Source organism: Streptomyces sp. NPDC002092, assembly GCF_053593775.1.
The window spans coordinates 1-25,970 of record NZ_JBSFDG010000002.1; the positions used below are offsets into that span (position 1 = coordinate 1).

At 71.1% G+C, this 25,970-nt stretch carries 24 protein-coding genes; 10 read left to right on the top strand and 14 right to left on the bottom strand.

Going from position 1 to position 25,970, the window contains the following annotated elements:
- Positions 1–608: 608 nt before the first annotated feature.
- Positions 609–1,646, top strand: a complete 1,038-nt coding sequence (gene trpS, locus ACWCRD_RS03890) for a tryptophan--tRNA ligase (protein WP_450964377.1) — start codon at positions 609–611, stop codon at positions 1,644–1,646.
- Here the strand turns inward: trpS and ACWCRD_RS03895 are convergent.
- A complete protein-coding gene (locus ACWCRD_RS03895) occupies positions 1,574–2,602 on the bottom strand; it encodes a GlxA family transcriptional regulator (RefSeq protein ID WP_450964378.1) in 1,029 nt (342 codons plus the stop codon). The genes trpS and ACWCRD_RS03895 overlap by 73 nt on opposite strands.
- 75 nt (positions 2,603–2,677) lie before the next feature.
- Between ACWCRD_RS03895 and ACWCRD_RS03900 the strand changes: the two genes are divergently transcribed.
- Positions 2,678–3,265, top strand: coding sequence for a cysteine hydrolase family protein (locus ACWCRD_RS03900; protein ID WP_450964379.1), 588 nt, complete (start codon positions 2,678–2,680; stop codon positions 3,263–3,265).
- Between the two features lie 16 nt (positions 3,266–3,281).
- On the opposite strand, the gene proC is transcribed toward ACWCRD_RS03900, so the two are convergent.
- The 3 genes from proC to ACWCRD_RS03915 all read right to left on the bottom strand — a co-directional run bounded on the left by proC (position 3,282) and on the right by ACWCRD_RS03915 (position 5,954).
- Positions 3,282–4,094 (bottom strand): pyrroline-5-carboxylate reductase, encoded by an 813-nt coding sequence (proC, locus tag ACWCRD_RS03905; protein ID WP_450964380.1) that lies wholly within the window; start codon positions 4,092–4,094, stop codon positions 3,282–3,284.
- Between the two features lie 271 nt (positions 4,095–4,365).
- Positions 4,366–5,160: an ABC transporter permease gene (locus ACWCRD_RS03910; protein ID WP_450964381.1), complete on the bottom strand. Its 795-nt coding sequence runs from the start codon at positions 5,158–5,160 to the stop codon at positions 4,366–4,368.
- Entirely contained in the window at positions 5,157–5,954 is a 798-nt protein-coding gene (locus tag ACWCRD_RS03915) for an ABC transporter ATP-binding protein (protein ID WP_450964382.1), read from the bottom strand. Before ACWCRD_RS03915 ends, ACWCRD_RS03910 begins: the two co-directional genes overlap by 4 nt.
- Positions 5,955–6,205: 251 nt before the next feature.
- Between ACWCRD_RS03915 and ACWCRD_RS03920 the strand changes: the two genes are divergently transcribed.
- Positions 6,206–7,639, top strand: a complete 1,434-nt coding sequence (locus ACWCRD_RS03920; RefSeq protein ID WP_450964383.1) for a SulP family inorganic anion transporter — start codon at positions 6,206–6,208, stop codon at positions 7,637–7,639.
- On the opposite strand, the gene ACWCRD_RS03925 is transcribed toward ACWCRD_RS03920, so the two are convergent.
- The 4 genes from ACWCRD_RS03925 to ACWCRD_RS03940 all read right to left on the bottom strand — a co-directional run bounded on the left by ACWCRD_RS03925 (position 7,603) and on the right by ACWCRD_RS03940 (position 10,171).
- Positions 7,603–8,370, bottom strand: a complete 768-nt coding sequence (locus tag ACWCRD_RS03925; RefSeq protein ID WP_450964384.1) for a class I SAM-dependent methyltransferase — start codon at positions 8,368–8,370, stop codon at positions 7,603–7,605. The two genes, ACWCRD_RS03920 and ACWCRD_RS03925, sit on opposite strands and share 37 nt — an antisense overlap.
- A 564-nt stretch (positions 8,371–8,934) precedes the next feature.
- Positions 8,935–9,438 carry an EamA/RhaT family transporter gene (locus ACWCRD_RS03930; protein WP_450964385.1) on the bottom strand — a complete coding sequence of 168 codons (504 nt, stop codon included), beginning with the start codon at positions 9,436–9,438 and terminating at the stop codon, positions 8,935–8,937.
- 43 nt (positions 9,439–9,481) lie between these two features.
- The gene (locus tag ACWCRD_RS03935; protein ID WP_450964386.1) at positions 9,482–9,826 is read right to left on the bottom strand and encodes an SH3 domain-containing protein; all 345 of its coding nucleotides are present in this window, start codon (positions 9,824–9,826) and stop codon (positions 9,482–9,484) included.
- A gap of 21 nt (positions 9,827–9,847) precedes the next feature.
- Positions 9,848–10,171 (bottom strand): SH3 domain-containing protein, encoded by a 324-nt coding sequence (locus tag ACWCRD_RS03940; RefSeq protein ID WP_450964387.1) that lies wholly within the window; start codon positions 10,169–10,171, stop codon positions 9,848–9,850.
- Positions 10,172–10,351: 180 nt separating this feature from the next.
- Here ACWCRD_RS03940 and ACWCRD_RS03945 point away from each other — a divergent pair, with 180 nt between their 5' ends.
- Positions 10,352–12,478 carry a serine/threonine-protein kinase gene (locus ACWCRD_RS03945; protein ID WP_450964388.1) on the top strand — a complete coding sequence of 709 codons (2,127 nt, stop codon included), beginning with the start codon at positions 10,352–10,354 and terminating at the stop codon, positions 12,476–12,478.
- A 50-nt stretch (positions 12,479–12,528) separates the two neighbouring features.
- On the opposite strand, the gene ilvD is transcribed toward ACWCRD_RS03945, so the two are convergent.
- The 4 genes from ilvD to ACWCRD_RS03965 form a co-directional block, all read right to left on the bottom strand.
- Positions 12,529–14,382: a dihydroxy-acid dehydratase gene (ilvD, locus tag ACWCRD_RS03950; protein ID WP_450964389.1), complete on the bottom strand. Its 1,854-nt coding sequence runs from the start codon at positions 14,380–14,382 to the stop codon at positions 12,529–12,531.
- Between the two features lie 129 nt (positions 14,383–14,511).
- Positions 14,512–15,126 carry a TetR/AcrR family transcriptional regulator gene (locus tag ACWCRD_RS03955; protein ID WP_450964390.1) on the bottom strand — a complete coding sequence of 205 codons (615 nt, stop codon included), beginning with the start codon at positions 15,124–15,126 and terminating at the stop codon, positions 14,512–14,514.
- Positions 15,123–15,944, bottom strand: a complete 822-nt coding sequence (locus tag ACWCRD_RS03960; protein WP_344406202.1) for a sugar phosphate isomerase/epimerase family protein — start codon at positions 15,942–15,944, stop codon at positions 15,123–15,125. Before ACWCRD_RS03960 ends, ACWCRD_RS03955 begins: the two co-directional genes overlap by 4 nt.
- A 147-nt stretch (positions 15,945–16,091) precedes the next feature.
- The gene (locus ACWCRD_RS03965; protein ID WP_450964391.1) at positions 16,092–17,024 is read right to left on the bottom strand and encodes a Ppx/GppA phosphatase family protein; all 933 of its coding nucleotides are present in this window, start codon (positions 17,022–17,024) and stop codon (positions 16,092–16,094) included.
- 71 nt (positions 17,025–17,095) lie between these two features.
- Between ACWCRD_RS03965 and ACWCRD_RS03970 the strand changes: the two genes are divergently transcribed.
- Positions 17,096–17,971 (top strand): hypothetical protein, encoded by an 876-nt coding sequence (locus ACWCRD_RS03970; RefSeq protein ID WP_450964392.1) that lies wholly within the window; start codon positions 17,096–17,098, stop codon positions 17,969–17,971.
- Between the two features lie 12 nt (positions 17,972–17,983).
- Here ACWCRD_RS03970 and ACWCRD_RS03975 read toward each other — a convergent pair whose 3' ends face one another.
- Entirely contained in the window at positions 17,984–19,666 is a 1,683-nt protein-coding gene (locus ACWCRD_RS03975) for a BACON domain-containing protein (protein ID WP_450964393.1), read from the bottom strand.
- Between the two features lie 231 nt (positions 19,667–19,897).
- On the opposite strand from ACWCRD_RS03975, the gene radA reads away from it, so the two are divergent.
- Together radA and disA are read left to right on the top strand one after the other, a co-directional pair.
- Positions 19,898–21,307, top strand: a complete 1,410-nt coding sequence (radA, locus tag ACWCRD_RS03980) for a DNA repair protein RadA (RefSeq protein ID WP_344406207.1) — start codon at positions 19,898–19,900, stop codon at positions 21,305–21,307.
- Positions 21,308–21,388: 81 nt separating this feature from the next.
- Entirely contained in the window at positions 21,389–22,513 is a 1,125-nt protein-coding gene (disA, locus tag ACWCRD_RS03985; RefSeq protein WP_450964394.1) for a DNA integrity scanning diadenylate cyclase DisA, read from the top strand.
- A 99-nt stretch (positions 22,514–22,612) separates the two neighbouring features.
- Here the strand turns inward: disA and ACWCRD_RS03990 are convergent, their stop codons facing one another.
- Positions 22,613–23,419 (bottom strand): hypothetical protein, encoded by an 807-nt coding sequence (locus tag ACWCRD_RS03990; protein WP_450964395.1) that lies wholly within the window; start codon positions 23,417–23,419, stop codon positions 22,613–22,615.
- Between the two features lie 150 nt (positions 23,420–23,569).
- Here ACWCRD_RS03990 and ACWCRD_RS03995 point away from each other — a divergent pair, with 150 nt between their 5' ends.
- The 3 genes from ACWCRD_RS03995 to ACWCRD_RS04005 all read left to right on the top strand — a co-directional run bounded on the left by ACWCRD_RS03995 (position 23,570) and on the right by ACWCRD_RS04005 (position 25,947).
- Positions 23,570–24,526: an A/G-specific adenine glycosylase gene (locus ACWCRD_RS03995; RefSeq protein WP_450964396.1), complete on the top strand. Its 957-nt coding sequence runs from the start codon at positions 23,570–23,572 to the stop codon at positions 24,524–24,526.
- Between the two features lie 261 nt (positions 24,527–24,787).
- Positions 24,788–25,327, top strand: coding sequence for a SigE family RNA polymerase sigma factor (locus ACWCRD_RS04000; RefSeq protein ID WP_030942678.1), 540 nt, complete (start codon positions 24,788–24,790; stop codon positions 25,325–25,327).
- Positions 25,315–25,947 (top strand): hypothetical protein, encoded by a 633-nt coding sequence (locus ACWCRD_RS04005; protein ID WP_450964397.1) that lies wholly within the window; start codon positions 25,315–25,317, stop codon positions 25,945–25,947. Before ACWCRD_RS04000 ends, ACWCRD_RS04005 begins: the two co-directional genes overlap by 13 nt.
- Positions 25,948–25,970 lie beyond the last annotated feature (23 nt).

Consider the following 25,970-nt stretch of genomic DNA (forward strand, 5'->3'; position numbering starts at 1 on the left):
TTCGGTCTTGCGTTTCCGACTCTATCAGACCGTTTCCCGATCCGATTTCCTCGGTGCTTTCCAGGTTCCCGCTTTCGCGTTTCCCTTTCCGGCGGTTCCGACTCTATCAGATCCTTTCGGGCCTGACTCCCAGTCAGAGGGGCTGTCCTCCCGGCCGTTGGGCCGTTCCGACGAGTGAGACTTTAGCGGATTCCCGGCCCCCGAGCTAATCGGGGTCCGCGTCCTTTCGAACGTGGATTCCTCATTTCGCAAATACGCATACCAATAAAGCGACGCCAGACAGATCGACTGGTCGTCGAGTAGCGGTTGGTACTTGCGAAGTGGTTGTCCGGGGACCGACCGCGGTCGGCGCTCACGTCGGACAACTCGGAGAACACTACGTAGCGCGCGGGGGTGTGTCAACTTGCCTCCGGGCGGCACCCAGGAGGCGTACGCTGAGCGACATGACTACGCGTACGTGTACCAAGCAGTGGTGGGCCGCCTGACGGCGGCCGTACTGACGTATGCGTTCAACGGCCGCCGCCTCGGCGGCCGTTCTCGTTTCTCCCTCCAGTGCTCCTGAGGGCCGGCCGCCGGGACGGCGGTCTCGACCAGGAGGTGGAGAAGAGATGACGCGGGTTTTCAGCGGGGTCAAGCCGACCGGGCACCTGACGCTGGGGAACTACCTGGGAGCCATGCGGCAGTGGGCCGCGGTGGACCAGCACCGGGCGGACGCGCTGTTCTGCATCGTCGATCTGCATGCGCTGACCGTGGACCACGATCCGGCGCGGGTGCGCAGGCTCAGTCGGCAGGCGGCGACGCTGTTGCTGGCCACGGGGCTGGATCCGGCGCTGTGCACCGTGTTCGTACAGAGTCATGTCGATGAGCACGCGCGGCTGTCGTACGTCCTCGAGTGTGTGGCGACCGACGGTGAGATGCGGCGGATGATCCAGTACAAGGAGAAGGCTGCGCGTGAGCGCGAGCGGGGTGGGAGTGTGCGGCTGTCCCTGCTGACGTATCCGGTGCTGATGGCGGCGGACATCCTGGTCTACGGGACGGACGAGGTGCCGGTGGGGGACGACCAGGCGCAGCACGTGGAGCTGACGCGGGATCTGGCTGTGCGGTTCAACCAGCGGTACGGGCATACGTTCGTGGTGCCGAAGGCCACGCTCCCGGCGGTGGCGGCGCGGGTCATGAATCTGCAGGAGCCGACGTCGAAGATGGGGAAGTCGGACGACTCCGGGCCGGGGATCGTCTATCTGCTCGACGAGCCGGATGTGGTGCGGAAGAAGATCATGCGGGCCGTGACCGACAGTGGGCGGGAGATCGTGTACGACCGGGAGGAGCGGCCCGGCGTGACGAATCTGCTGGAGATGCTGGCGGCCTGCACGGGTGGGAACCCGGAGGCCTTGAGCGGTGTATATGAGTCGTACGGGTCCTTGAAGAAGGACACCGCAGACGCCGTGGTCGAGCTCCTCAGGCCCGTACAGGAGAGGCACAGGGCGCTGTGCGCTGATCCGGGCTATGTGGAGGGGGTGCTGCGGGATGGTGCGGAGAGAGCGCGGGCGTTGGCCCGGCCGACCGTGGATGCCGCTTATCGCGCGATCGGGTTGCTGCCGGCTGCTTCGGATACCGGGGCCGGTGTGGTGCTGAACGCGGCGCGGTAGGCGCGCGGGCTGGTGGCGAGGCGCGATGCGAAGTGCTGGCGCATCGTGACCTCGCTGCCGAAGCCGGCGCGGCGGGCTACTTCGGGCATGGGCAGGTCGGTGCGTTCGAGGAGTCTCTGCGCTGCGGCGATGCGCTGGTCGAGGAGCCAGCGGAGCGGGGGCGTGCCGGTCTGCGCGGTGAAGTGGCGGGCGAAGCTGCGTGGGGACATGCCTGCGTAGGCGGCCAGGTCGGCGACGGTGAGCGGCTCGTGCAGGCGGCGCAGGGCGTGCTCGCGTACGGCGGCGAGGGTGTCGGCGTCGCGGTCGGCGCGGGGTGTGGGGTGCTCGATGAACTGTGCCTGCGTGCCGGTGCGGAAGGGGGCGGTGACCATCGAGCGGGCGATGGTGGCTGCGGCTTCGGCGCCGTGGGACCGGCGGACGAGGTGGAGGCAGAGGTCGATGCCGGCTGCGGTGCCGGCTGCGGTCCAGAGGTTGTCGTCCTCGATGAACAGGGCATCGGGGACGACGGTGACCCGGGGGTGGTGTGTGCGGAGGAGGCTGACGAGGTTCCAGTGGGTGATGGCGCGGCGGCCGTCGAGGAGGCCGGCCTGGGCGAGGGTGAAGGCGCCGCCGCAGAGGGCCGCGATGGCGGTGCCGCGGGCGTGTGCACGGCGGAGGGCGTCGAGGACGGGGGCGGGCGCGGCTGTGAGGTGGTCGTCGAGGCCGGGGATCACGATCAGGTCGGCGCGGGACAGCCAGCTGAGGGTGCGGTCCGGATGGAGGGACATACCTCCGCGCATGGGAATGGGGGTGGTGGTGGTGGTGTCGGCGGCGACTCGGCGCAGGTCGAAGGCGGGGGCGCCGCGGTCGGTGCGGTCGGTGCCCCAGACCTCGGTGATGACGGAGACGTCGAAGGCGCGGATGCCGGGGAAGGCGACGAGGGCGACGCGATAGGTGTCCGCTGCGGCGTTCTCCATGGCTGGCAGTAAATCATCGATCGCAGGCTTTTCACCTACTGGGGTGATGGTGCTCCCGGCGGCAGGATCGTGGGCATGGAGATCGCAGAGAACGCAGCGCTGGTGGTCGTGGACGTGCAGAAGGGCTTCGACGAGGCCGACTTCTGGGGGCCGCGGAACAACCCGGAGGCCGATGACAACATCGCTTCGCTCATCGACGTGTGGCAGGCGACGGGGCGGCCGGTCGTCTTCGTACGGCATGACTCGCCCAAGCCCCGGTCGCCGCTGCGGCCGGGGTACGAGGGAAACGGGTTCAAGGAGTACGTGGAGCAGCGGCGCGGCAAGGGCGCCGGCGGGGCCGAGCTGTTGATCACGAAGACCGTCAACTCGGCGTTCTATGGGACGCCGGATCTGGGGGCCTGGCTGAAGGCGGAGGGGATTTCGCAGATCGTGGTGGCCGGGATCCAGACCAATATGTGCGTGGAGACGACGGCTCGGATGGGCGGCAATCTGGGCTATGACGTGCTGGTCGCGTATGACGCGACGTACACCTTCGATCTGGAGGGGCCGTTCGGCTGGCGGCGCGGTGCCGACGAGGTTGCGCAGGCGTCGGCGGTGTCGCTGCACGGGGGCGGTTTTGCGCGTGTGGTGGCCACGAAGGAGGTGGTGGACGCGGCGAGGTGACCGCCCCCGGTGGGGGTTAGTCCTTCTTGCCGGAGGCGAGTTCGCGGCTGCGGTCGCGGGCGGCTTCGAGGGCGGCGATGAGGGCGGCTCGGACGCCGTGGTTCTCGAGTTCGCGGATGGCGTTGATGGTCGTGCCCGCGGGGGACGTGACGTTCTCGCGCAGCTTGACCGGGTGTTCGCCGCTGTCGCGGAGCATCGTCGCGGCGCCGATCGCGGACTGGACGATCAGGTCGTGGGCCTTGTCGCGGGGCAGGCCGAGCAGGATGCCAGCGTCCGTCATGGCTTCGACCAGGTAGAAGAAGTATGCCGGGCCGGAGCCGGAGAGGGCGGTGCAGGCGTCCTGCTGGGACTCGGGGACGCGCAGCGTCTTGCCGACGGCGCCGAAGATCTCCTCGGCGTGGGCGAGGTGGTCGGCGGTGGCGTGGCTGCCGGCGGAGATGACGGACATGGCCTCGTCGACGAGGGCGGGGGTGTTCGTCATGACGCGGACGACCGGGGTGCCGGTGGCGAGGCGGTCCTCGATGGAGGCGGTGGTGATGCCGGCGGCTCCGCTGATGACCAGGCGGTCGGCGGGGATGTGGGGGGCGAGTTCGTCGAGGAGGGTGCCCATGTCCTGCGGCTTGACCGTGAGGATCAGGGTGTCGGCGGTCTTGGCGGCTTCCGGGTTGGTTACCGGGGTGACGCCGTAGCGGGTGCGGAGTTCTTCGGCTCGCTCCGGGCGGCGGGCGGTGACCAGGAGGTCGGCGGGGGCCCAGCCGCCGCGGATCATTCCGCTGAGCAGGGCTTCGCCGATCTTGCCGGTGCCGAGGACTGCGACTTTCTGGGTCATGGCTGGGGTGCCCTCCGGGGGTGCGTCGTCCGGGGTACATCGTCGCACCGGGGGTGGGTGGGTGGCTTGGGTGTCCGGTGGGCGGGACGTCGGCGGGTGGGTTCCCGCCGGGTTTCTCGCCCCCGCCGCCCCTGCCCGTCCCGTCCCCAGGGGCGCTGCCCCTTCGACCCCGCCAGGGGGCTCCCCCCTGGACCCCCATCGGCCTGAACGGCCTCGTCCTCAAACGCCGGACGGGCTGAAAGGCGGACCGGCAGCCACGAGGCCGGCTCCGTCACGCTGTCCTGCGCCTCAGGGTTGCGGCGCCGAGGCCCAGTACCAGTAGGGCGCAGCCCGCCACGATCAGGGCGTCGCGGAGGAAGTTGGTGGTCATGTCGGTGTGTTTGAGGACCTCGTTCATGCCGTCCACGGCGTAGGACATGGGCAGGACGTCGGAGATCGCTTTCAGGGCCGGGTGCATGTTGTCGCGCGGGGTGAACAGGCCGCAGAGGAGGAGTTGGGGGAAGATCACGGCCGGCATGAACTGGACCGCCTGGAATTCGGAGGCCGCGAAGGCCGAGACGAAGAGGCCGAGGGCGGTGCCGAGGAGGGCGTCCAGGAGGGCGACCAGGAGGAGCAGCCAGGGGCTGCCCGTGACGTCCAGGCCGAGGAACCAGACCGCGAGGCCCGTGGCCAGGACGGACTGGATGATCGCGAGGCCGCCGAAGGCGAGGGCGTAGCCCGCGATCAGGTCGCCCTTGCCCAGCGGCATGGCGAGGAGGCGTTCGAGGGTGCCCGAGGTGCGTTCGCGCAGGGTGGCGATGGACGTGACCAGGAACATCGTGATGAGGGGGAAGATGCCGAGGAGTGATGCGCCGATGTTGTCGAAGGTGCGCGGGCTGCCGTCGAAGACATAGCGGAGCAGGAAGAGCATCACGCAGGGGATGAGGATCATCATCGCGATGGTGCGCGGGTCGTGGCGGAGCTGGCGCAGGACCCGGGCCGCGGTGGCGGCGGTGCGGGAGGCGTTCAGGGCGCCCGTCGGCGCGGGTGTCGTCGCCGTACCGGTCGTGGTCGTCGTCGTGCTCATCGGGTGGTCTCCTTCTCGCGGGCGGCGGCGGCCGCATCGTCGACCAGGTGCAGGAAGGCCGCCTCGACCGTTTCGGAGCCGGTGCGGGTGCGCAGGGCTTCGGGGGTGTCGTCGGCGAGGATCTCGCCCTCGCGCATCAGCAGGAGGCGGTGGCAGCGCTCGGCCTCGTCCATGACGTGGGAGGAGACGAGGAGGGTGGCGCCGCGGTCGGCGGCGATGGAGTGGAAGAGGGTCCACAGGTCGCGGCGGAGGACCGGGTCCAGGCCGACGGTGGGTTCGTCGAGGACCAGGAGTTCGGGGGTGCCCAGCAGGGCGACCGCCAGGGAGACGCGGTTGCGCTGGCCGCCGGAGAGGTTGCCGGCGAGGGCGTCGGCGTGGGAGGTGAGGTCGACTTCGGTGAGGACGCGGTCGATCTCGTGGCGGCGGTCGGAGGCGGTGCGCCCCGGGGCGAGGATCGCCGTGAAGTAGTCGAGGTTCTGGCGGACCGTCAGGTCGTCGTAGACGGAGGGGGCCTGGGTGACGTATCCGATGCGGGTGCGGAGGGTGGGGTGGCCGGCCGGGCTGCCCAGGACCTCCAGGGTGCCGGTGACCTTGGCCTGGGTGCCGACGATCGAGCGCATGAGGGTCGACTTGCCGCAGCCGGAGGGCCCGAGGAGGCCGGTGATCTGGCCGCGCGGCACGGTGAAGTCGAGGTCGCGCAGGACGGTGCGGGGGCCGCGGGTGACGGTGAGGCCTTCGGCTCGGACGGCGGGAGCAGGGGGATCCACGGTGCCACCTTCGAAGTAATTCATCATGTGATGAATAATGCTCCGGGCCGGCAGCGCCGTCAAGCGATTCCCTCAAGGGGGGCGCGTGCGGCGGCGCAGGCGCGTGGCGGCGCGATCGGAGGGGGAGAGTCCGGTCTGCATGCCTCCGCGTTCACCGGCCGCAAACGCGAACCGGATGCGGAACCAACTCCCGTTCCTGACAATGGATTTCACTTCGCCGTGCCCTCCCCCGGCCCGGCGCCCACGCATCTCCCCTCACCGACGGAGGTGCTGTTGTCATGCGCTGTCGCATACGCAAGGCCGATCTGTTCGCTTCGCTGGTCGTCTTCCTGGTCGCACTGCCGCTGTGTGTGGGCGTGGCCATCGCTTCCGGAGTCCCCGCCGAGCTGGGGCTGGTCACCGGGGTCGTCGGCGGGCTGGTCGCCGGGGCGCTGCCCGGCAGCAGCCTGCAGGTGAGCGGGCCGGCGGCGGGGCTGACGGTGCTCGTCTACGAGGCCGTCGACAGGTACGGCGTCCAGGCGCTCGGCGTGCTGGTGTTGGGGGCCGGGCTGGTGCAGCTGGGGCTCGGGGCGCTGCGGCTCGGGCGGTGGTTCCGGGCCGTGTCCGTGGCCGTGGTGCAGGGGATGCTCGCCGGGATCGGGCTGCTGCTGGTCGCCGGGCAGGTGTATGCGATGGGCGATACGGCCGCGCCGGCGAGCGGGCTCGGGAAGATCGCCGGGCTGGTGTGGCTGCCCGGGCGGGTGGATCCGGGGGCGTTGTCAGTGGCGGGTGCCACTATGGCCGTACTGCTGCTGTGGCCGCGTTGGCGCAGGGGTGCGCGGGTGGTGCCTGCGCCGTTGGTCGCGGTGGCGGTGGTGTCGGCGGTGACCGGGGTGTTCGGCCTGGGTGTGCGGCGGGTCGAGGTGCGGGGGCTCGTCGATGCGGTGCGGGTGCCGGGGGCGGAGGACTTCGGGCGGCTTACGGAAGTGGGGGTGATCGGGACCGTTGTGGCGTTCGCGTTGATCGCGTCGGCGGAGTCGTTGTTCAGCGCGGCGGCGGTGGACCGGCTGCACCGGGGGACGCGGACGGACTTCGACCGGGAGCTGATGGCGCAGGGCGCGGGGAACGCGGTGTGCGGGGTGCTGGGGGCCTTGCCGATGACCGCGGTGATCGTGCGCAGCGCGGCCAACGTTCAGGCGGGGGCGCGGACCAAGGCCTCGCGGGTGCTGCACGGCGGGTGGCTGCTGCTGTTCACGGTGGTGCTGCCCGGGGTGCTCGGGCTGATTCCGGTGGCGGCGCTGGCCGCGCTGCTGGTGCACGCCGGGTGCAGGCTCGTGCCGGTGCGGGAGGCGCGGGTGCTGTGGCGCGAGCACCGCGGGGAGGTCGTCGTGCTGGCGGTGACGGCGGGGGTGATCGTGCTGGGGAATCTGCTGGACGGGGTGTTGGTGGGGCTGACGCTGGCCGTGGCGAAGACGGCGTGGGACATCAGCCATGTGCATGTGGAGACCGAGGACCGGGGCGAGGCGGGGATCGTCGTACGGGTGCTGGGGCATGCGACGTTCCTGCGGCTGCCGAAGCTGCTGGACGCGTTGGAGGCGCTGCCGCACGACCGGGAGGTGCGGCTGGAGTTGGGCGGGCTGCGGCATGTGGACCATGCGTGTGCGGCGGCCCTGGAGGGGTGGGCCGCCGCGCGGGGTCATGAGTTGGTGGCCACGAGCAGGTCGACGACGTAGGCCTCCTCGACCATCCCGCCCGGGAAGGCGGCGAGGAGATGGTCGCGCTCGTCGCCGAGGATGGCCGCCCGGCGTTCCTCGCTCTGCACGAGGAACATCGAATGGCTGCCGATGTTGGCGAGGTGCGTGTCGATGGTGACCGGGCGGCTCCAGCGGACATGACGGCGGGTGAAACGGAGGGCGCCCGTCGGGTCGGCGAGAGCGGTGGGGGCTCCGTTGCCGGTCCTGTCGACCTCGCGCCTGATGCCGAAGTGGCGCTCCAGGCGGCCGGCTTGCGCAGCCTGCCACGGGACGTCGAGGTCGGTGGTGTTCCACCACAGGGCCAGCGCTCCGCCCGGCCGCAGCACACGCAGGGCCTCCGGGACCGAGCGGGCGGGCTCGGTCCAGTGCCAGGCCTGGGCGTAGGTGAGGAGGTCGGCGGAGGCGGTGGCGAGCGGGAGCTCGTTGCCGTTGCCCCGGACGATCGGGAGACCGGGGTGGGCGCGGCGGAACTCGACCGCCATGCCCTCGCCGGGCTCCACGGCGACGACGTCCGCGCCGCGGGCGGCCAGAAGCGCGGTCGCGATGCCCGTACCGGCGCCGATGTCCGCGACGCGTGCGCCCTGGAGGGGCCGGCCGGTCAGGTCCTCGATGGCGTCGAAGAGGGCCGGTGGGTAGGAGGGGCGGTTGGCGGCGTACTGGGCTGCGGCGGCGTTGAAGGAGTGGGCGCGGGTGGGCTGTGAGGCGGTCATGAGGCCATGGTGGCTCGGGTTGGGTGCAGGGGGCAGGGAGTTTTCGGTGAGAGAGCCACCTTCTCCGGCGGGCGGGTCTGTCCTGCGCGCCGAGTTGTGCGGCGCCTGGCTGGGGCCGCGGGCCGGACTGCACCGCGGGGCGGCCGATGCAGCCGTAGCTTCGACGATCCGGCAACCTTGTGCGCGTGCCGAGGACGCTGCTTGTGGCCCTGCGGCGCATGCCGGACCGGACCGGGCGGAGCCCGGCAGCGCCTGGCGAATCGCCCTGGCCGAGCCGAGTCCAGCGCCCCCCGGCTGACGGTTCCCCAGCCGGCCCGAGCTCAGCACCACCCAGCCGACCGCCCCAGGCTTTTCGTCGCAAAATGAGCCGAACTCGGCAGCGCCCGGCCGATCAGCCCCGGCCGAACCGAGCCCGGGAGCTCCCGGCCAACCCGAGGAAGCGGAGTGCCCTCCTAATCAGCCCCCGCCCGAGCAAGCGCGGCAGCCCCCGTCAATCAACCCCCCAGCCAAACGAAGCCCGTCACTCCCCACCGTTTCGACGCCGGCCGATCGGAGGGGCACCGCTCAAGAACGTCGGCGTTTCTTCGACGGGTTGCCCGTGCGGCGGGTGGTGCGGTTCTTGTGTCGGGTGAGGGCTGCCTCGTACTCCTCGCGGTGGAGTTTTTCGCCGGGGGCCTCTGTGAGAGAGCGGAAGAAGTAGGCGAGGAGGGAGCCGACGAAGCCGATGGCCAGGAGGCCGCGGAGGGAGGCCTGGCGGGCGGGATCGGGGCGCTTGCCGAAGCCGTCCCAGGTGTTGCGGAAGGCGAGGGCGCTGCAGATCGCGAACATGGCGACGATGAGGACGGTCACGAAGGCGCCGCTGTCGGCGAGTTGGAGTCCCTGGTAGGCGAGGCGCAGGACCACGCAGGAGGCGGCGGCGGTCATGAGGGAACCGGCGGCCACTCCGATGCGGCGGGAGGTGTAGCCGTTGTCGTGGTTCACCCAGGTGGTGCCGAAGAACCGCAGGGGTTCTGGGCGGGGGCCGCCGGTGGAGCCCGCGGTGCCGTCGGTGCCGGTTTCGTCGCTCACGGGACGATTATGGCTCCGGGGCGGGCGCGGGCTCCCTTCGGGATCAGCCGCAGCGGGAGGCTACGTAGCCGTCGCTGCCGGTGTTGACGTAGGTGTCGGAGACGTATTCGCCGCTGTCGATGTTGTCCCAGATGTTCGACGTGCCGTAGTAGCCGGAGACCGTTGTGCCCGTGGTCTGGCAGAAGATCGGGACCCTCGTGTCCGCGGGCAGGACCCGCACGATGGTGTAGTTCGTGCCGGGCCCGCTGCGAACGTTCAGCCGGACCCCTGGAGCGGTCGGGTAGGTGGGTACGGTCGTCGCGTCCGCCGTGGCTGCCGAACCCACCACCATGAGAAGGGCACCGGCGGCGCCCCCGAAAAGTGCGGATCTACGTCTCCGGGAAGTCATCAGGACCCCTCAGGTTGTGCGTCAGCCGCAGCGCGGTGCCACGTAGCCGTCGCTGCCGGTGAGGACGTAGGCGTCCGAGACGAACTGGCTGTCGTCGATGTTGTCCCAGATGTTCGAGGTGCCGTACGGACCCGACACCGATGTCCCCGGGGTCTGGCAGTAGATCGGGACCTTCGCGCCCTCGGGCAGGATCCGGACGATGCTGTACTGGGTCCCCGGGCCACTGCGGACATTGAGGCGGACGCCCGGTGCCACCGAGTAGTAGCGCACGGAGGCCGTCACGGCGGCGGCCGCTGTGACGGCCTCCTCGTCTCTCGCGGCCTCGTCGATGCGGTCAACAGACATGAAAACCCTCCCCCGTTGTGCCCCATGAAAGCCATGGGGTCCCGTTCATTCCCCTAAAACACGCCATGAAACACAGGTACGTAACTGGCATGCGAACGCTAGCAAGCCGCCTCCGTATCGCACGAGTCATCGACTAGGCTCCGTGCGTCGCGCGCGGACGAACAGTACGGGGGTGGTTCCATGGCGCCGCAGCAGAACACCGGAGCGGGCGCGGAAGCGGAACTTCCCGAGTACGCCGGTCACTATCGCCTCGAGTCGTGTCTGGGTTCGGGCGGCATGGGTGTAGTGCACCTGGCACGGAGCACCTCCGGCATGAAGCTCGCGGTGAAGGTCGTGCATGCCGAGTTCGCCAAGGACCCCGAGTTCAGAGGGCGTTTCCGGCAGGAGGTGGCGGCGGCTCGACGGGTGAGCGGTGCCTTCACGGCGTCCGTCGTCGACGCCGATCCCGAAGCGGAACGGCCGTGGATGGCCACGCTGTTCATTCCGGGACCGACCCTCTCCGACCATGTGAAGCGGAACGGGCCGATGCCCCCCGCACAGCTGCGCCGGCTGATGGCGGGACTGGCCGAGGCACTGCGCGACATCCATCGGGTCGGCGTGGTGCACCGGGACCTGAAACCGAGCAATGTGCTGCTCGCCGAGGACGGTCCCAAGGTCATCGACTTCGGTATTTCTCGGCCAAAGGACAGCGAACTGCGAACCGAGACCGGGAAATTGATCGGTACTCCGCCGTTCATGGCGCCCGAGCAGTTCCGGCGGCCCCGGGAGGTCGGGCCCGCCGCCGACGTCTTCGCGCTCGGGTCCGTGCTGGTGCATGCGGCGACGGGCCGCGGCCCCTTCGACTCCGACAGTCCGTACGTGGTCGCCTACCAGGTCGTGCACGACGAGCCGGACCTGACCGGCGTGGCAGAGGACCTCTCCCCGCTGGTGCTGCGCTGCCTCGCCAAGGAGCCGGAGGACCGGCCCACCCCGGACGAGCTGATGCGTGAACTGCGGTCGGTTGCGGCCTCGTACGACACACAGGCGTTCATACCGGCGCAACGGCGGACGGTCGAGGCCCCGCCGTCTCCGGAACCCCGTGTCGAGGAGCCGGAGTCGGAGCCGCAGCCGCAGCCGCAGCGGCCGGCAAAGGGGCGGCTGCGCAAGAAGGTGCTGATGGCGGCCGGGGCGCTCGTGCTCGTGGCGGGCGGGCTCCTCGCCGCGGTTCAACTGCTCGGTGACACACCCGCCCCCTCGCACGGCACGACGCCCACCGCGTCCCCCGCGCGGTTCCGAACGTGGACGGCGAAGCCCGTGTCCGGGAGCGAGGGGCCTGTCCGGTGTTCGTACGGAGCGGGAAAGCTGCTCTGCGCCCAGCCCGGTCTGGTGTTCGCCCTCGACCCCTCGGACGGCGGTCTGCTGTGGCGGCACCGCACCGACACCGCCCGTTGGATCGCTCCGCCGGTCCTGTCGGGTGGTCTCGTGCAGCTGCCCCTGGCCGACCGGGGCCGGCAACTGGAAGCGCTCGATCCTGCCTCGGGCAAGGCGCGCTGGGAGCGGAAGGTGCCGGCGTACGACTCGGTGCAGCCGGCCGGGAGCATGCTTCTGCTGGTCCGAGCGGACGGCACGGTCACCGGCGTGGACAGCGCGTCCGGCGCCACCAGATGGTCCCGGTCGATACCGGGGCACAAGGCGCTGGCCTTCTCCTCCTTCGCCGGTGATCCGCTGGCGTACCTGGCGAGCGTCTCCGACGACGGTTCGAGCACGCGCGTCACCGCCGTCGATCCCGCTACAGGTGAGGTGCGGTGGGACGCCCGGCTGAAGGGCGCTCTGCAGCCCTGCGGCTCGGCGGGCGGCTCCGTCTTCCTCATGGCCGTCGACAGGGTCTACGGCGATACGCACGCGGTGGTCCGCTACGATCCCCGGTCCAGGTCGGCGCGGAGAACGGCGCTGCCCCTCCCCCTGCAGAGCGCCCGTGCGGGGGTGCGCAAGGACGTGGTCCAGCTGCTGGCCACCGGCGGCTCCCTGGAGGCCGTGGACACGGGCACGGGCCGGCAGCTGTGGACCATCGAGACCTCGGTGAGCCGGGGTTCGGCACCGGTCTCCGACGGCCGTCATGTCTACGTCAGTGCCGCCGACGGACGGCTGCTCGCGGTGGACGGCCACAAGGGGATCCTGGAAGGGCAGACTCCAGCCCGTCTGGGCAGGAACCAGGACCAGGTGATGGACACCATCCCCGCACCCGTCCTCGCTCACGGCCACGTCTACGCCACCGCGCCCGACGGGACCGTCTTCGCCGTGGACGCCCGCGATCCGGCGGCCTGGTAACACGCGAAAGGGGCCGCCCGAAGAGACGGCCCCTCACCGCATGAACAACCTCAGCCCAGCTTCGAGACGTCCCGCACCGCGCCCTTGTCCGCGCTGGTCGCCATTGCCGCGTAGGCCCGCAGGGCCGCCGACACCTTGCGCTCGCGGTTCTTGGGCGCGTACACGCCGCCCAGGGCCTGCTCGCGGCGGGCGAGCTCGGACTCGTCGACCAGGAGCTCGATCGTGCGGTTCGGGATGTCGATGCGGATGCGGTCGCCGTCCTCGACGAGCGCGATCGTGCCGCCGGAGGCCGCCTCGGGCGAGGCGTGGCCGATGGACAGACCCGAGGTGCCGCCGGAGAAGCGGCCGTCGGTGATCAGGGCGCAGGTCTTGCCGAGGCCGCGGCCCTTGAGGAAGGACGTCGGGTAGAGCATCTCCTGCATGCCCGGGCCGCCCTTGGGGCCCTCGTAGCGGATGACCACGACATCCCCGTCGGTCACCTGCTTGTTGAGGATCTTCTCGACGGCCTCCTCCTGCGACTCGCAGACGACCGCCGGGCCCTCGAAGGTCCAGATCGACTCGTCGACGCCGGCCGTCTTGACCACGCAGCCGTCGACGGCGAGGTTGCCCTTGAGGACCGCGAGGCCGCCGTCCTTGGAGTACGCGTGCTCGGCGGAGCGGATGCAGCCCTCCGCCGCGTCCTCGTCCAGCGCCTCCCAGCGCTCGGACTGGGAGAAGGCCTCGGCGGAGCGGACGCAGCCGGGGGCCGCGTGCCACAGTTCCACCGCCTCGGGGGACGGGGAGCCGCCGCGCACGTCCCAGGTCTTCAGCCAGTCCGCCAGGGAGGGGCTGTGGACCGAGTGCACGTTCTCGTTCAGCAGGCCGGCGCGGTGCAGTTCACCCAGCAGGGCGGGGATGCCGCCGGCGCGGTGCACGTCCTCCATGTAGTAGGTGCGGTTCTTCGCGACGTTCGGAGCGACCTTCGCGAGGCACGGCACGCGCCGCGAGACCTCGTTGATCTCCTCCAGGCCGAACGGGACGCCCGCCTCCTGGGCCGCGGCCAGCAGGTGCAGGATCGTGTTCGTCGAGCCTCCCATCGCGATGTCGAGGGCCATCGCGTTCTCGAAGGCGGAGAAGCTCGCGATCGAGCGCGGCAGGACCGCGTCGTCGTCCTGCTCGTAGTAGCGGCGAGTGATGTCCATGACGGTGCGGGCGGCGTCGACGTAGAGCTGCTTGCGGGCCGTGTGGGTGGCCAGCACCGAGCCGTTGCCGGGCAGGGAGAGGCCGATGGCCTCGGTCAGGCAGTTCATCGAGTTGGCGGTGAACATGCCGGAGCAGGAGCCGCAGGTCGGACAGGCGTTCTCCTCGATACGGAGGATGTCCTCGTCCGAGATCTTGTCGTTCACGGCGTCCGAGATCGCGTCGACCAGGTCGAGCGTGCGGACCGTGCCGTCGACGAGGGTGGCGCGGCCGGACTCCATCGGGCCGCCGGAGACGAAGACCGTCGGGATGTTCAGGCGCAGGGCCGCGTTCAGCATGCCCGGTGTGATCTTGTCGCAGTTGGAGATGCAGATCAGGGCGTCGGCGCAGTGCGCCTCGACCATGTACTCCACGCTGTCCGCGATCAGGTCGCGGGAGGGCAGGGAGTACAGCATGCCGCCGTGGCCCATCGCGATGCCGTCGTCCACGGCGATCGTGTTGAACTCGCGCGGGATGCCGCCCGCCTCGGTGATCGCCTCGCTGACGATCCGGCCGACCGGCTGCAGATGGGTGTGGCCCGGCACGAACTCCGTGAAGGAGTTGGCGACCGCGATGATCGGCTTGCGGCCGATGTCCGCGCCGGGTACACCGGAGGCGCGCATAAGGGCGCGGGCGCCCGCCATGTTGCGGCCGTGGGTGACTGTGCGGGACCTCAGCTCGGGCATCGTCGCTCGCTCCTTCGGAGAGTTCTGACTGAGTCGAGCGTACGCCCGTTGCTCCAAGGGATGGACACCGTGTCCGGAATGCGGGACGTGCATCTCGTTCAGAGGGCAGGGACCTCGCATCGGGGGGGGTCAGGGCCCGGTCAGATGCCCCTGCACCACCGGCGCCACCCGCGCGATGATCTGCTCCACGTCCGCCGACGCCAGCGGGTCCACCTTGATCACGTAGCGCAGCATCGCGCACCCCACCAGCTGCGCGGCCGCCAGCTCGGCGCGCAGCTCCGCGTCCGGCCGGTCCACCTGGGCGGCGACGCGGCGCAGCAACTGGGAGGCGACCAGCCGGCGGAAGACGGCGGCGGCGGCCTCGTTGTTGACGGCGGAGCGCACGATCGCCAGCAGCGGCGTACGGGTGGTGGGGTTCTCCCAGATGCCGAAGATGAAGCGGGTGAGCCGCTCGCCGACGCCGTCCGCCGGACCGTCGGCGAGGGCCTCCGGGGCGTTCAGCGCGGGCGCGAAGGCGACCTCGATCGCGGCCTCGAATACCTGCTCCTTGGTGCCGAAGTAGTGGTGCACCAGCGCCGAGTCCACGCCGGCGGCCTTGGCGATACCGCGTACGGACGTCTTCTCGTACCCGCGCTCGGAGAACTCCTCGCGGGCCACGGTCAGGATGCGGTCGCGGGTGTCGGCGGACTCCTTACGGGGGCGCCGGCCACGGCGGCGCGCGGTCGGGTCGGGGGCCTCGGTCACGGTCTGGGCACCCGCACCGCGGAGGCGAGGTGGAGGCGGGTGAAGGCCAGCGCCTCCGCCAGATCGGCCTCGCGTTCGGCGCCGGACATGGCGCGCCTGGTGTTGACCTCAATCACGACGTGGCCGTCGAAACCGGTCAGGGCGAGACGTTCCAGCAGCTCGGCGCAGGGCTGGTTGCCGCGGCCGGGGACGAGGTGCTCGTCCTTGGCCGATCCCCTGCCGTCGGCGAGGTGGACATGGCCGAGGCGGTCTCCCATGCGGTCGACCATGTGCAGCGCGTCGGAGCGGGCCGTGGCGCTGTGACTGAGGTCGATCGTGAAGTGACGGTAGTCCTCCTTCGTCACGTCCCAGTCGGGGGCGTACGCGAGCATCTCGCGGTCGCGGTAGCGCCAGGGGTACATGTTCTCGACGGCGAACCGCACGTCCGTCTCGTTCGCCATGCGCCAGATTCCGGTGACGAAGTCACGGGCGTACTGGCGCTGCCAGCGGAACGGGGGGTGGACGACGACCGTGGTCGCCCCGAGCTTCTCGGCGGCCGCCTGGGCGCGCTGGAGCTTGGTCCACGGGTCGGTGGACCACACCCGCTGCGTGATGAGCAGACAGGGGGCGTGCACGGCGAGGATCGGGATGCGGTGGTAGTCGCTGAGTCTGCGCAGCGCCTCGATGTCCTGGCTGACCGGGTCGGTCCACACCATGACCTCGACGCCGTCGTACCCGAGGCGCGCGGCGATCTCGAAGGCCGTCGCCGTGGACTCCGGGTACACCGAGGCCGTGGACAGCGCGACCTTCGCATCCGGGATGCAGACTGGCTCCGCCATGCCGACAGGTTACGGGGTGCGGTTCCGTTGGGCCGCGCGCCTATTCGCCGTTGTGGGAATCGCCACGGGCGGGTGCGGGTGTGTTGTGGTTGTTCGCGCCCCGCGACGGAGTCGCTGATGTCACAGCCCCGCGCCCTACAGGGGCGCTCACACCGAGCCCATGTGGTCCAGACGACGCAGGATCACGCCTTCCCTCAGCGCCCACGGGCAGATCTCCAGGCTCTCCACCCCGAACAGGTCCATCGCGCCCTCCGCCACCAGGGCGCCCGCCAGTATCTGGCCCGCTCGGCCCTCGCTCACGCCTGGGAGTTCCGCGCGCTGGGCCGCCGACATGCCGGCGAGCTGGGGGACCCAGGCCTCCAGGGACTCGCGTTTCAGGTCGCGCTGGACGTAGAGGCCCTCCGTGGAGCGGGCCGCGCCCGCGATGCGAGCGAGCTGCTTGAAGGTCTTGGAGGTGGCCACGACGTGGTCCGGGGCGCCGAAGCGGGCGAACTCGCCGACCGTGCGGGCGATCTGGGCCCTCACGTGGCGGCGCAGGGCCCTTACGGACTCCGGATCCGGCGGGTCGCCGGGGAGCCAGGCGGCGGTGAGGCGGCCGGCGCCCAGCGGGAGGGAGACGGCCGCGTCGGGCTCCTCGTCGATGCCGTAGGCGATCTCCAGGGAGCCGCCGCCGATGTCGAGGACGAGCAGCTTGCCCGCGGACCAGCCGAACCAGCGGCGGGCGGCGAGGAAGGTGAGCCGGGCCTCCTCCGCGCCGGTGAGGACCTGCAGCTCGACGCCGGTCTCGGCCTGCACGCGCGCGAGGACGTCGTCGGCGTTGCTGGCCTCGCGCACGGCGGAGGTCGCGAAGGGGAGCACGTCCTCGACGCCCTTGTCCTCGGCGGCCTGCAGGCACTCGTGGACGACGGCGATCAGTTTGTCGACCCCTTCGGGGCCGATCGCTCCGCTCTCGTCGAGCAGTTGGGCAAGGCGCAGCTCCGCCTTGTGCGAGTGCGCGGGCAGCGGGCGCGCGCCCGGGTGCGCATCCACCACCAGCAGATGCACCGTGTTCGATCCCACGTCGAGGACACCGAGTCTCATGTACGGAACGCTACTGCCACCTGGGCGGTCCTCCGTATGGGATGGCGCTTCGAGACCCGTACGCTGGTCCTGTGCCAAAGACGAAAAGGGCGAAGGACGACAAGGCTGCCAAGGCAGCCAAGGCTGCCGAGTCCGCCAAGGGTTCTTCGCAGGTGAAGCCACCGCAGTCGGCGAAGCTGTCGAAGAAGGCCAGGGAAGCGGACGAGAAGGGCCTCGACTTCGCGCGCGCGTGGGTGGAGTTCCCTGATCCGGCGGACGACGAGCAGGTCTTCCGCTGCGATCTGACATGGCTCACCTCTCGCTGGAACTGCATCTTCGGCAGCGGCTGCCAGGGCATCCAGGCGGGCCGCGCGGACGACGGGTGCTGCACGCTGGGCGCCCACTTCTCCGACGAGGACGACGAGAAGCGCGTCGCCGGGCATGTGGCGAGGCTCACGCCCGACATCTGGCAGCACCATGACGAGGGCACCAAGCACGGCTGGGTGTCCGAGGACGAGGACGGCGACCGTCAGACCCGTCCCTTCCAGGGCTCGTGCATCTTCCAGAACCGGCCCGGGTTCGCGGGTGGCGCGGGCTGCTCGCTGCACATCCTGGCGCTGAAGGAGGGCCGCGAGCCGCTGGAGACCAAGCCGGACGTGTGCTGGCAGCTGCCGGTGCGGCGGACGTACGACTGGATCGACCGGCCCGACGACACCCGGGTGCTGCAGGTGTCGATCGGTGAGTACGACCGCCGGGGCTGGGGCCCGGGCGGCCACGACCTGCACTGGTGGTGCACGTCGGCGACCTCGGCGCACGGCGCGGGCGACCCGGTGTACGTGTCCTACCGGCCGGAGCTGACCGAGCTGATGGGCAAGGCCGGCTACGACCGCCTCGTGGAGCTGTGCGAGCAGCGCCTGGCCGCGCAGCTGCCGCTGGTCGCGCCGCATCCGGCGGACCCGGTCGGCTGACGCGCGCTGCGCTCACGACGCCGTAGGGCTCGGGTTCCCGCTGTCGGCGGGCGGGGCTGTCGGGCCGGACGGGGCGGTGTCGGTGGGGGTGGGGTCAGGGCCGGGGGACGAGGGCGGGGCGCTCGGGGTGGGGTCCGAGGCGGTCGGGGTCGGTGCCGGGTCCGAGGAGGGCGGCGGGGTGCCGGGGCTGCTCGGACCGGGGGCGGTCGGGCTGGGTGCGGCGCCGTAGCCCTCGATGGAGACGACGGCCCCGGACGGTGAGAGGGCCACGTGTGCGCTCCACGGGCCGGACGGCTCGCGCAGATGGTCGACGTACACCTTGATCGTCAACGATTCGCCGGGTGCGAGCGTTCCCGAGGACTGGCTGAGGTAGAGCCAGGCGGCTCCGGTCGACGCGGACCAGTGCACGGGCGCGGGGCCGGTCGCGGTGAGAGTCACGAGCGTGGTGTCGCCGTCGTGGCCTGCCGACACCTGGAGGTGTCCGGCGCTCTTCCCGCTGAGGCCGGTGACGCTGATGACCTCCACGGAGATGTCGGGCCGTCTGTGGCCTCTGCCGAAGTCGCCGCCGGGCCGGAGGCTGGCGTTGCCGGCGTTCTCGTAGCCGCCGCCGGACACCTCGCCGCCCAGGCTGACCGGGCCGTGCGCCTCGCTGGCGGTGGCGGAGCGGCCGTCGGCGCCCTCGGCCGGTGAGCCCCGGTAGGCGGCCCACAGGGCGAACACGGGGGCGGCCACCACGGTGGCGACGACCGTCGTCGTGACGGCACGCGCGCGTAGGCGGTCGCGGCGGGCGGCGCGGTCCTTGGGGTCCATCGGGAAGCCGCGCCGGTCGAACCGGGGAAGAGCGCCGCCACGCGCGCGTGGCTGATGGGTGACCGCCATGTGCAGGGCCGCGCGGGGTGCCTCGAGGACGGGCAGCTCGGCGGGTGTGATCGTCGCGCCGGGCCAGCGGCCGGGGATGGCACGCTCGGCGCTGCGGCGACATCGCGGGCAGTCGTCGACGTGCCGGACGAGCTCCTTGCGCAGGGCCGAGCTGAGCACCAGCTGGTTGTCGCCGGTGAGCCGGGCGACGTCCGGGCAGCCGCCGGTCTCGACGACGGCGAGGGCCGCGCGCGTGCGCTCCACCTCGCAGGCGGCGGAGGCCAGCAGTTCGCGGGCGGTGGCGAGGCCGAGGCCCAGTACGGCGGCGACCTCGTGGGCGGCGAGGTGGTGGCGTACGGCGAGTTCGAGTGCCTCGCGCTGCTCCGGGCTGGTGCCGGCGGCCTCCGGCCAGGCCAGCAGGGCGAGTTCGCGGCGGCGCTCCTCCTGGATCTCGTCGGCGACGGGGTGCTCTGCCGGCCGCTGCTTCTCGGTGCCGTGCCGGCCCGCCGCGTGCGTGCCCTGACGTTTCTGCTTGGCCTCCGCGAGCTTGCGCAGACAGGCCCAGCGGGCCAGTGCGTACAGCCAGGCGCGGCGGTCCCCCGGCGCCTGGGGGCCACGGCGTTTCTCGGCGAGCGCTAGGGCCTCGCCCAGGGCGGCGGTCGCCGCGTCGTGGTCGCACAGCACCGACAGGCAGTAGGTGAACAGCCCGTCGAGATACGGCTCGTAACGCCCCGGCGGCCGCTGCGCGAGCGTGCGCGCAGCGGCACGGTCACGTGCCTCCCGGCGCGCCTGGTCTGCGCCGGTGATGCGGGGCGAGGTCTCCGGGCTGCTGCTCATCCGTGGACCGTAGGCGGCGCGGGATGAACCCTTCTTCCTCCTTGAGCACTTTTAATCCATACGGGTGAAACGATCCCTCAATCGGGTACAGGAACCGCCTGTTCCGTGGCTGGTTACCGACGGTGATGGCCGGTTCGCGGAGTGTCGGATCATGTGCTCGGCCCGACCCGCGGCGAGCGTCCGCACCCGGACCGTCCGGCGTTGTCAGTGGGCTCGGTTACGGTTCTCGGCATGGCTGCCCGTACCAAGTCCACCAAGGACCGCCCGTCCTACCGCTGCACCGAGTGCGGCTGGCAGACGGCCAAGTGGCTCGGTCGCTGCCCCGAGTGCCAGGCGTGGGGGACGATCGAGGAGTACGGCGCGCCCGCCGTCCGTACGACGACACCGGGGCGCGTCACCACCTCCGCGGTGCCCATCGGCCAGGTCGACGGGCGCCAGGCCACCGCCCGCTCGACCGGCGTGCCCGAGCTGGACCGGGTGCTCGGCGGTGGGCTCGTGCCGGGCGCGGTGGTGCTGCTCGCGGGCGAGCCGGGCGTCGGCAAGTCGACCCTGCTGCTGGACGTGGCGGCGAAGTCGGCGAGCGACGAGCACCGCACGCTGTATGTCACGGGTGAGGAGTCGGCGAGCCAGGTGCGGCTGCGCGCCGACCGCATCAAGGCCATCGACGACCATCTGTATCTCGCCGCCGAGACCGATCTGGCCGCCGTCCTCGGCCACTTGGACGCGGTGAAGCCGTCGCTGCTGATCCTCGACTCCGTGCAGACCGTGGCCTCCCCGGAGATCGACGGCGCCCCCGGCGGCATGGCGCAGGTGCGCGAGGTGGCCGGCGCGCTCATCCGCGCCTCCAAGGAGCGCGGGATGTCCACCCTGCTTGTGGGCCATGTCACCAAGGACGGGGCCATCGCCGGGCCCCGGCTCCTGGAACACCTCGTGGACGTCGTCCTCAGCTTCGAGGGCGACCGGCACGCGCGCCTGCGGCTCGTCCGGGGCGTCAAGAACCGCTACGGCGCCACGGACGAGGTCGGCTGCTTCGAACTGCACGACGAGGGCATCACGGGCCTCGCCGACCCGAGCGGACTCTTCCTGACCAGACGCGACGAACCGGTCCCCGGCACCTGTCTGACGGTCACCCTGGAGGGCCGCCGCCCCCTGGTCGCCGAGGTCCAGGCGCTCACCGTCGACTCGCAGATCCCCTCGCCGCGCCGTACGACCTCGGGCCTGGAGACCTCCCGGGTCTCGATGATGCTCGCCGTCCTGGAGCAGCGCGGCCGGATCAGCGCGCTCGGCAAGCGGGACATCTACTCCGCGACGGTCGGCGGGGTGAAGCTCTCCGAGCCCGCGGCCGACCTCGCCGTCGCCCTCGCGCTGGCCTCGGCGGCCAGCGACACCCCGCTGCCCAAGAACCTGGTCGCGATCGGCGAGGTCGGCCTCGCGGGCGAGGTCAGACGGGTCACGGGCGTCCAGCGGCGACTCGCCGAAGCACACCGTCTGGGCTTCACACACGCGCTCGTTCCGGGCGACCCGGGCAAGATCCCTGCCGGGATGAAGGTCCTGGAAGTCGCCGACATAGGGGACGCTCTGAGAGTCCTTCCACGCTCCCGTCGCCGAGAGGCCCCACGGGACGAGGAGGACCGCCGGTAGACTTTGCCCTGGTCTCGCCCGTCCGTACGAACAGAATGTGCGACACGGGGGCGCCCCAGAACCTGCGACCGGAGGAGTGCAGTGGCAGCCAACGACCGGGCGGCAGCTCCCGGAAAGTCCGGCGGGAGCTCCGGTGCCGATGGCCTGATGCGCGCCTCACTGAGCGCCGTGGCTCCCGGCACCGGCATGCGCGACGGCCTTGAGCGGGTACTCCGTGGCAACACGGGTGGTCTCATCGTGCTCGGCTTCGACAAGTCCGTCGAAACCATGTGCACCGGCGGTTTCGTGCTGGACGTCGAGTTCACGGCCACGCGCCTGCGCGAGCTGTGCAAGCTCGACGGCGGCATCGTGCTCTCCTCCGACCTCTCGAAGATCCTCCGGGCGGGCGTCCAGTTCGTGCCCGACGCCACGATCCCGACCGAGGAGACGGGCACCCGGCACCGCACCGCGGACCGCATCTCCAAGCAGGTCGGCTTCCCGGTCGTCTCGGTCTCCCAGTCGATGCGCCTGATCGCCCTGTACGTCGACGGGCAGCGCCGTGTCCTGGAGGACTCGGCGGCGATCCTGTCCCGCGCCAACCAGGCCCTCGCGACCCTGGAGCGCTACAAGCTCCGCCTGGACGAGGTCGCGGGCACGCTGTCGGCGCTGGAGATCGAGGACCTGGTGACGGTCCGCGATGTGTCAGCGGTCGCCCAGCGCCTGGAGATGGTGCGCCGCATCGCCACCGAAATCGCCGAATACGTGGTCGAACTGGGCACCGACGGGCGTCTCCTCGCCCTGCAGCTCGACGAGTTGATCGCGGGCGTGGAGCCCGAGCGCGAACTGGTCGTCCGGGACTACGTCCCCGAGCCCACCGCCAAGCGCTCCCGCACGGTCGACGAGGCCCTCCACGAGCTGGACGCCCTCACCCACGCCGAGCTCCTCGAAATGCCCACGGTGGCAAGGGCGCTGGGCTACACGGGCTCACCGGAGGCGCTCGACTCGGCGGTCTCGCCCCGCGGCTTCCGCCTCCTGGCCAAGGTGCCGCGGCTCCCGGGCGCCATCATCGACCGTCTCGTGGAGCACTTCGGAGGCCTGCAGAAACTGCTCGCCGCAAGCGTCGACGACCTGCAGACGGTCGACGGCGTGGGCGAGGCCCGCGCCCGCAGCGTACGCGAGGGCCTGTCCCGACTGGCGGAGTCGTCGATCCTGGAGCGGTACGTCTAAGTCAGCCGCGCCCCCGAAGGGGCGCGGGGAACTGCGCGACCAGCCACGACGAAGCCGCAGACGAACAACGGCCCATCACGGCGCACCCCAGCGGAGCCTCTAATCGTCCTTGAGCATGAACGAAATCTTCGATTTGGCGAACCCCGGCGCCGCCGCCTCCACCAGATACGTACCCGCCCCGGCCGACCCCGCCGGCGGCGTCGCGCACTGGGGAGCGCTCGGCCTGCGGTCCCACTTCACGGTGTAAGTGATGCTGCTGCGGTTGGGCACCCGGAACACCAGGCTGCCCGGGCCCTGGGGGCAGTCGGCGGACGACCAGTAGTTGTTGTCGCTGCCCGCCTCGGTGATCGTCAGCACCGCACTCTTCGGCCCGAGGTCGATCTTGCAGTCGAGGCCCGAGGTGTTCGTCGCGGTCAGCAGCAGAGTCGGCGTCTGACCGGGCGAGTACGTGTTGTGCAGGCTCCGCACCGTCAACGTCACTGCGCTCGTGGTGCAGTTGGGGATGGAGGAACTCGCCGGAATCGTGTCGCCGCGGCCGACCCCGATACCGGAGCCGACACCGGCCGTACCGCCGTCGGCCGACCCGTCGGCGCCCCCGGCCCCGGAGCCGGAGCCGGAGCCCGAACTGCCCCCGGAATCCGACCCGCTGGAGCCCCCGCCGCTCGACTCGTCACGCCCGCCCGGCGCTTGGCTGATCGCGGGACCCGAACTCGACGGCCCCGCAGTGATCGTGGGCGCGGGGGTGTGGCCGTTCGCCCCGTCGTCCTTCTTGCCGCCGCCACCGCCCGACAGGACGATCCACGTGATCAGCAGCGCCAACAAGGCAACCACAGACACGAGTACGGCCCTCCGGCGCCAGTAGATGGAGGAGGGGAGCGGCCCGACAGGATTGCGCAGAGATCCCACGGCGCAAACTGTACGAGAGATCGGGCGGTTCGCTGGCCCCACCCGCCGCCGGTTCGTCAACTTTTCCGGATCATCATTCCGGTCCGCACGACGCACCGCGCGCGGGACGGCGGCCCAACCGGCCGGGGCCATGGCAGGATCGGAAGCGCCATGACTGCGCCCACGAAGCCCCCGCACAGCAGCCCCGCCGACGGCCCGGCCGACACCCTCGCCGGCTCCCCCCTCGGCGAGGACCACGAGAACCTCCATGCCTGCGTCATCGACTGGTTCGACGAACACGCCCGCGACCTGCCGTGGCGGCTCCCGGAAGCCGGCCCCTGGGGCGTGATGGTCAGCGAGTTCATGCTGCAGCAGACGCCGGTCAGCCGTGTGCTGCCCGTCTACGAGCAGTGGCTGGCCCGCTGGCCGCGCCCCGCCGACCTGGCCCGGGAGGCACCCGGCGAGGCCGTCCGCGCCTGGGGCCGGCTCGGCTACCCGCGCCGCGCCCTCAGGCTGCACGGCGCCGCCGTGGCCATAACGGAACGGCACGGCGGGGACGTACCCACCGACCACGCCCAGCTCCTCGCGCTGCCCGGCATCGGCGAGTACACGGCCGCGGCCGTCGCCTCCTTCGCGTACGGGCAGCGGCACGCGGTGCTCGACACCAACGTCCGCCGGGTCTTCGCGCGTGCCGTCACCGGCGTCCAGTACCCGCCGAACGCGACCACCGCCGCCGAACGCAAGCTCGCCCGCGCGCTGTTGCCCGAGGACGAGCGGACCGCGGCGCGCTGGGCGGCCGCGTCCATGGAGCTCGGGGCGCTCGTCTGCACCGCCAAGAACGAGACCTGCCACCGCTGCCCCATCGCCGCGCAGTGCGCCTGGCGGCTCGCGGGCAAGCCCGAGCACGACGGGCCGCCGCGGCGCGGCCAGACATACGCGGGGACCGACCGGCAGGTGCGCGGCAAGCTGCTCGCCGTACTGCGTGAGGCCCACGCGCCCGTGCCGCAGTCGGCCCTCGACCGGGTGTGGCACGAGCCGGTGCAGCGCGCGCGGGCGCTCGACGGGCTCGTGGCGGACGGTCTCGTGGAGCCGCTCTCCGGTGGTTTGTACCGGCTGCCGTTGACGTAACCCCTCGTAACGTCACGCCGCATCACAGCCGCCGACCCGCCAAATCGCCCCATAGCGCCGCGATTCGGTACACCTGCTTACCCCGTTCCTACGTCCGTTACACAACCGACGTACAGCCGATTGCTAGCCGAGCGTTGTCTCGGACAGCGCCGTGACAACACCTCCGTAGCTTCATTTGCGTGCCCGGCAGAAGCGGGCTGTTACGGAACAGGCCGACGGCGATCAAGCCGGCGGGCAACGGGGATCGGGAGGCGGTTCGACATGGCGCAGGGCGAGGTGCTCGAGTTCGAGGAGTATGTCCGCACGCGGCAGGACGCGCTGCTGCGCAGCGCCCGCCGGCTGGTCCCGGACCCCGTGGACGCACAGGACCTGCTCCAGACCGCGCTGGTGCGGACCTACGGCCGCTGGGAGGGCATCGCGGACAAGCGTCTCGCGGACGCCTACCTGCGACGCGTGATGATCAACACGCGGACCGAGTGGTGGCGGGCCCGGAAACTGGAGGAGGTCCCCACCGAGCAGCTGCCGGACGCCTCGGTCGACGACTCCACCGAGCAGCACGCGGACCGCGCCCTCCTGATGGACATCATGAAGGTGCTGGCTCCCAAGCAGCGAAGCGTCGTGGTCCTGCGACACTGGGAACAGATGTCGACGGAGGAGACGGCCGCGGCCCTGGGCATGTCGGCCGGAACGGTCAAGAGCACGCTGCACCGGGCGCTCGCCCGGCTCCGCGAGGAGCTGGAGAGCCGCGACCTGGACGCACGCGCGCTGGAGCGTGGGGAGCAGGAGCGTTGCGCGGTCTGACCGACTCGGGCCGAGGGACCTTGCAGGCGGCGTACACGGCGATGGCCGTGCTCGCCGCCCTCGCCCTTTTCGTCTCCGCCTGCGGTACCGGCGGCACCGGCGCCCGTGACGAGGGCCCGGCGCACGCCGACTCGGTGGTGGGCGCCGCCGCCTCACCCACACCCAGCCCCTCCAAGACCACGCATGTGGACGCGGTCAAGCTCGTCAAGGACGACCCGATGGTCTCGGCGGCGGTCAAGCGCGGCCTCAAGCCGTGCGTCGCCGACGAGTACCCGATCGACGTGTCGTACGGCGAGCTGACCGGCGGATACTCCGACGACATCGTGGTGAACGTGCTGACCTGCGGGGACGCGGTCGGTGTCGGCTCATACGTGTACCGCGACCAAGGCGGTCGGTACGAGAATGTCTTCCGGACCGAGGAACCCCCGGTCTACGCGGAGATAGACCGCGGCGACCTGGTGGTGACGAAGCAGGTGTACGAGAAGAATGACCCGATGTCGAGTCCGTCCGGTGAGATCGTGACCACGTACATCTGGGCATCGGGCCACTTCGTCAAGCGGTACAACACGCGCAACGACTACAGCAAGGCCGTCGGGGGCGAGGCGTCGCCGCGTTCGTGAACCGTTCGGGCCGCTCGGACCGA

What these genes read in the sequence shown, in the direction of transcription:
- trpS (WP_450964377.1), top strand. Translation starts at nt 609, where the DNA reads ATGACGCGGGTTTTCAGCGGGGTCAAGCCGACCGGGCACCTGACGCTG.
- ACWCRD_RS03895 (WP_450964378.1), bottom strand. Translation starts at nt 2,602, where the DNA reads ATGGAGAACGCCGCAGCGGACACCTATCGCGTCGCCCTCGTCGCCTTC.
- ACWCRD_RS03900 (WP_450964379.1), top strand. Translation starts at nt 2,678, where the DNA reads ATGGAGATCGCAGAGAACGCAGCGCTGGTGGTCGTGGACGTGCAGAAG.
- proC (WP_450964380.1), bottom strand. Translation starts at nt 4,094, where the DNA reads ATGACCCAGAAAGTCGCAGTCCTCGGCACCGGCAAGATCGGCGAAGCC.
- ACWCRD_RS03910 (WP_450964381.1), bottom strand. Translation starts at nt 5,160, where the DNA reads ATGAGCACGACGACGACCACGACCGGTACGGCGACGACACCCGCGCCG.
- ACWCRD_RS03915 (WP_450964382.1), bottom strand. Translation starts at nt 5,954, where the DNA reads ATGATGAATTACTTCGAAGGTGGCACCGTGGATCCCCCTGCTCCCGCC.
- ACWCRD_RS03920 (WP_450964383.1), top strand. Translation starts at nt 6,206, where the DNA reads ATGCGCTGTCGCATACGCAAGGCCGATCTGTTCGCTTCGCTGGTCGTC.
- ACWCRD_RS03925 (WP_450964384.1), bottom strand. Translation starts at nt 8,370, where the DNA reads ATGACCGCCTCACAGCCCACCCGCGCCCACTCCTTCAACGCCGCCGCA.
- ACWCRD_RS03935 (WP_450964386.1), bottom strand. Translation starts at nt 9,826, where the DNA reads ATGACTTCCCGGAGACGTAGATCCGCACTTTTCGGGGGCGCCGCCGGT.
- ACWCRD_RS03940 (WP_450964387.1), bottom strand. Translation starts at nt 10,171, where the DNA reads ATGTCTGTTGACCGCATCGACGAGGCCGCGAGAGACGAGGAGGCCGTC.
- ACWCRD_RS03945 (WP_450964388.1), top strand. Translation starts at nt 10,352, where the DNA reads ATGGCGCCGCAGCAGAACACCGGAGCGGGCGCGGAAGCGGAACTTCCC.
- ilvD (WP_450964389.1), bottom strand. Translation starts at nt 14,382, where the DNA reads ATGCCCGAGCTGAGGTCCCGCACAGTCACCCACGGCCGCAACATGGCG.
- ACWCRD_RS03960 (WP_344406202.1), bottom strand. Translation starts at nt 15,944, where the DNA reads ATGGCGGAGCCAGTCTGCATCCCGGATGCGAAGGTCGCGCTGTCCACG.
- ACWCRD_RS03965 (WP_450964391.1), bottom strand. Translation starts at nt 17,024, where the DNA reads ATGAGACTCGGTGTCCTCGACGTGGGATCGAACACGGTGCATCTGCTG.
- ACWCRD_RS03975 (WP_450964393.1), bottom strand. Translation starts at nt 19,666, where the DNA reads ATGAGCAGCAGCCCGGAGACCTCGCCCCGCATCACCGGCGCAGACCAG.
- radA (WP_344406207.1), top strand. Translation starts at nt 19,898, where the DNA reads ATGGCTGCCCGTACCAAGTCCACCAAGGACCGCCCGTCCTACCGCTGC.
- ACWCRD_RS03995 (WP_450964396.1), top strand. Translation starts at nt 23,570, where the DNA reads ATGACTGCGCCCACGAAGCCCCCGCACAGCAGCCCCGCCGACGGCCCG.
- ACWCRD_RS04000 (WP_030942678.1), top strand. Translation starts at nt 24,788, where the DNA reads ATGGCGCAGGGCGAGGTGCTCGAGTTCGAGGAGTATGTCCGCACGCGG.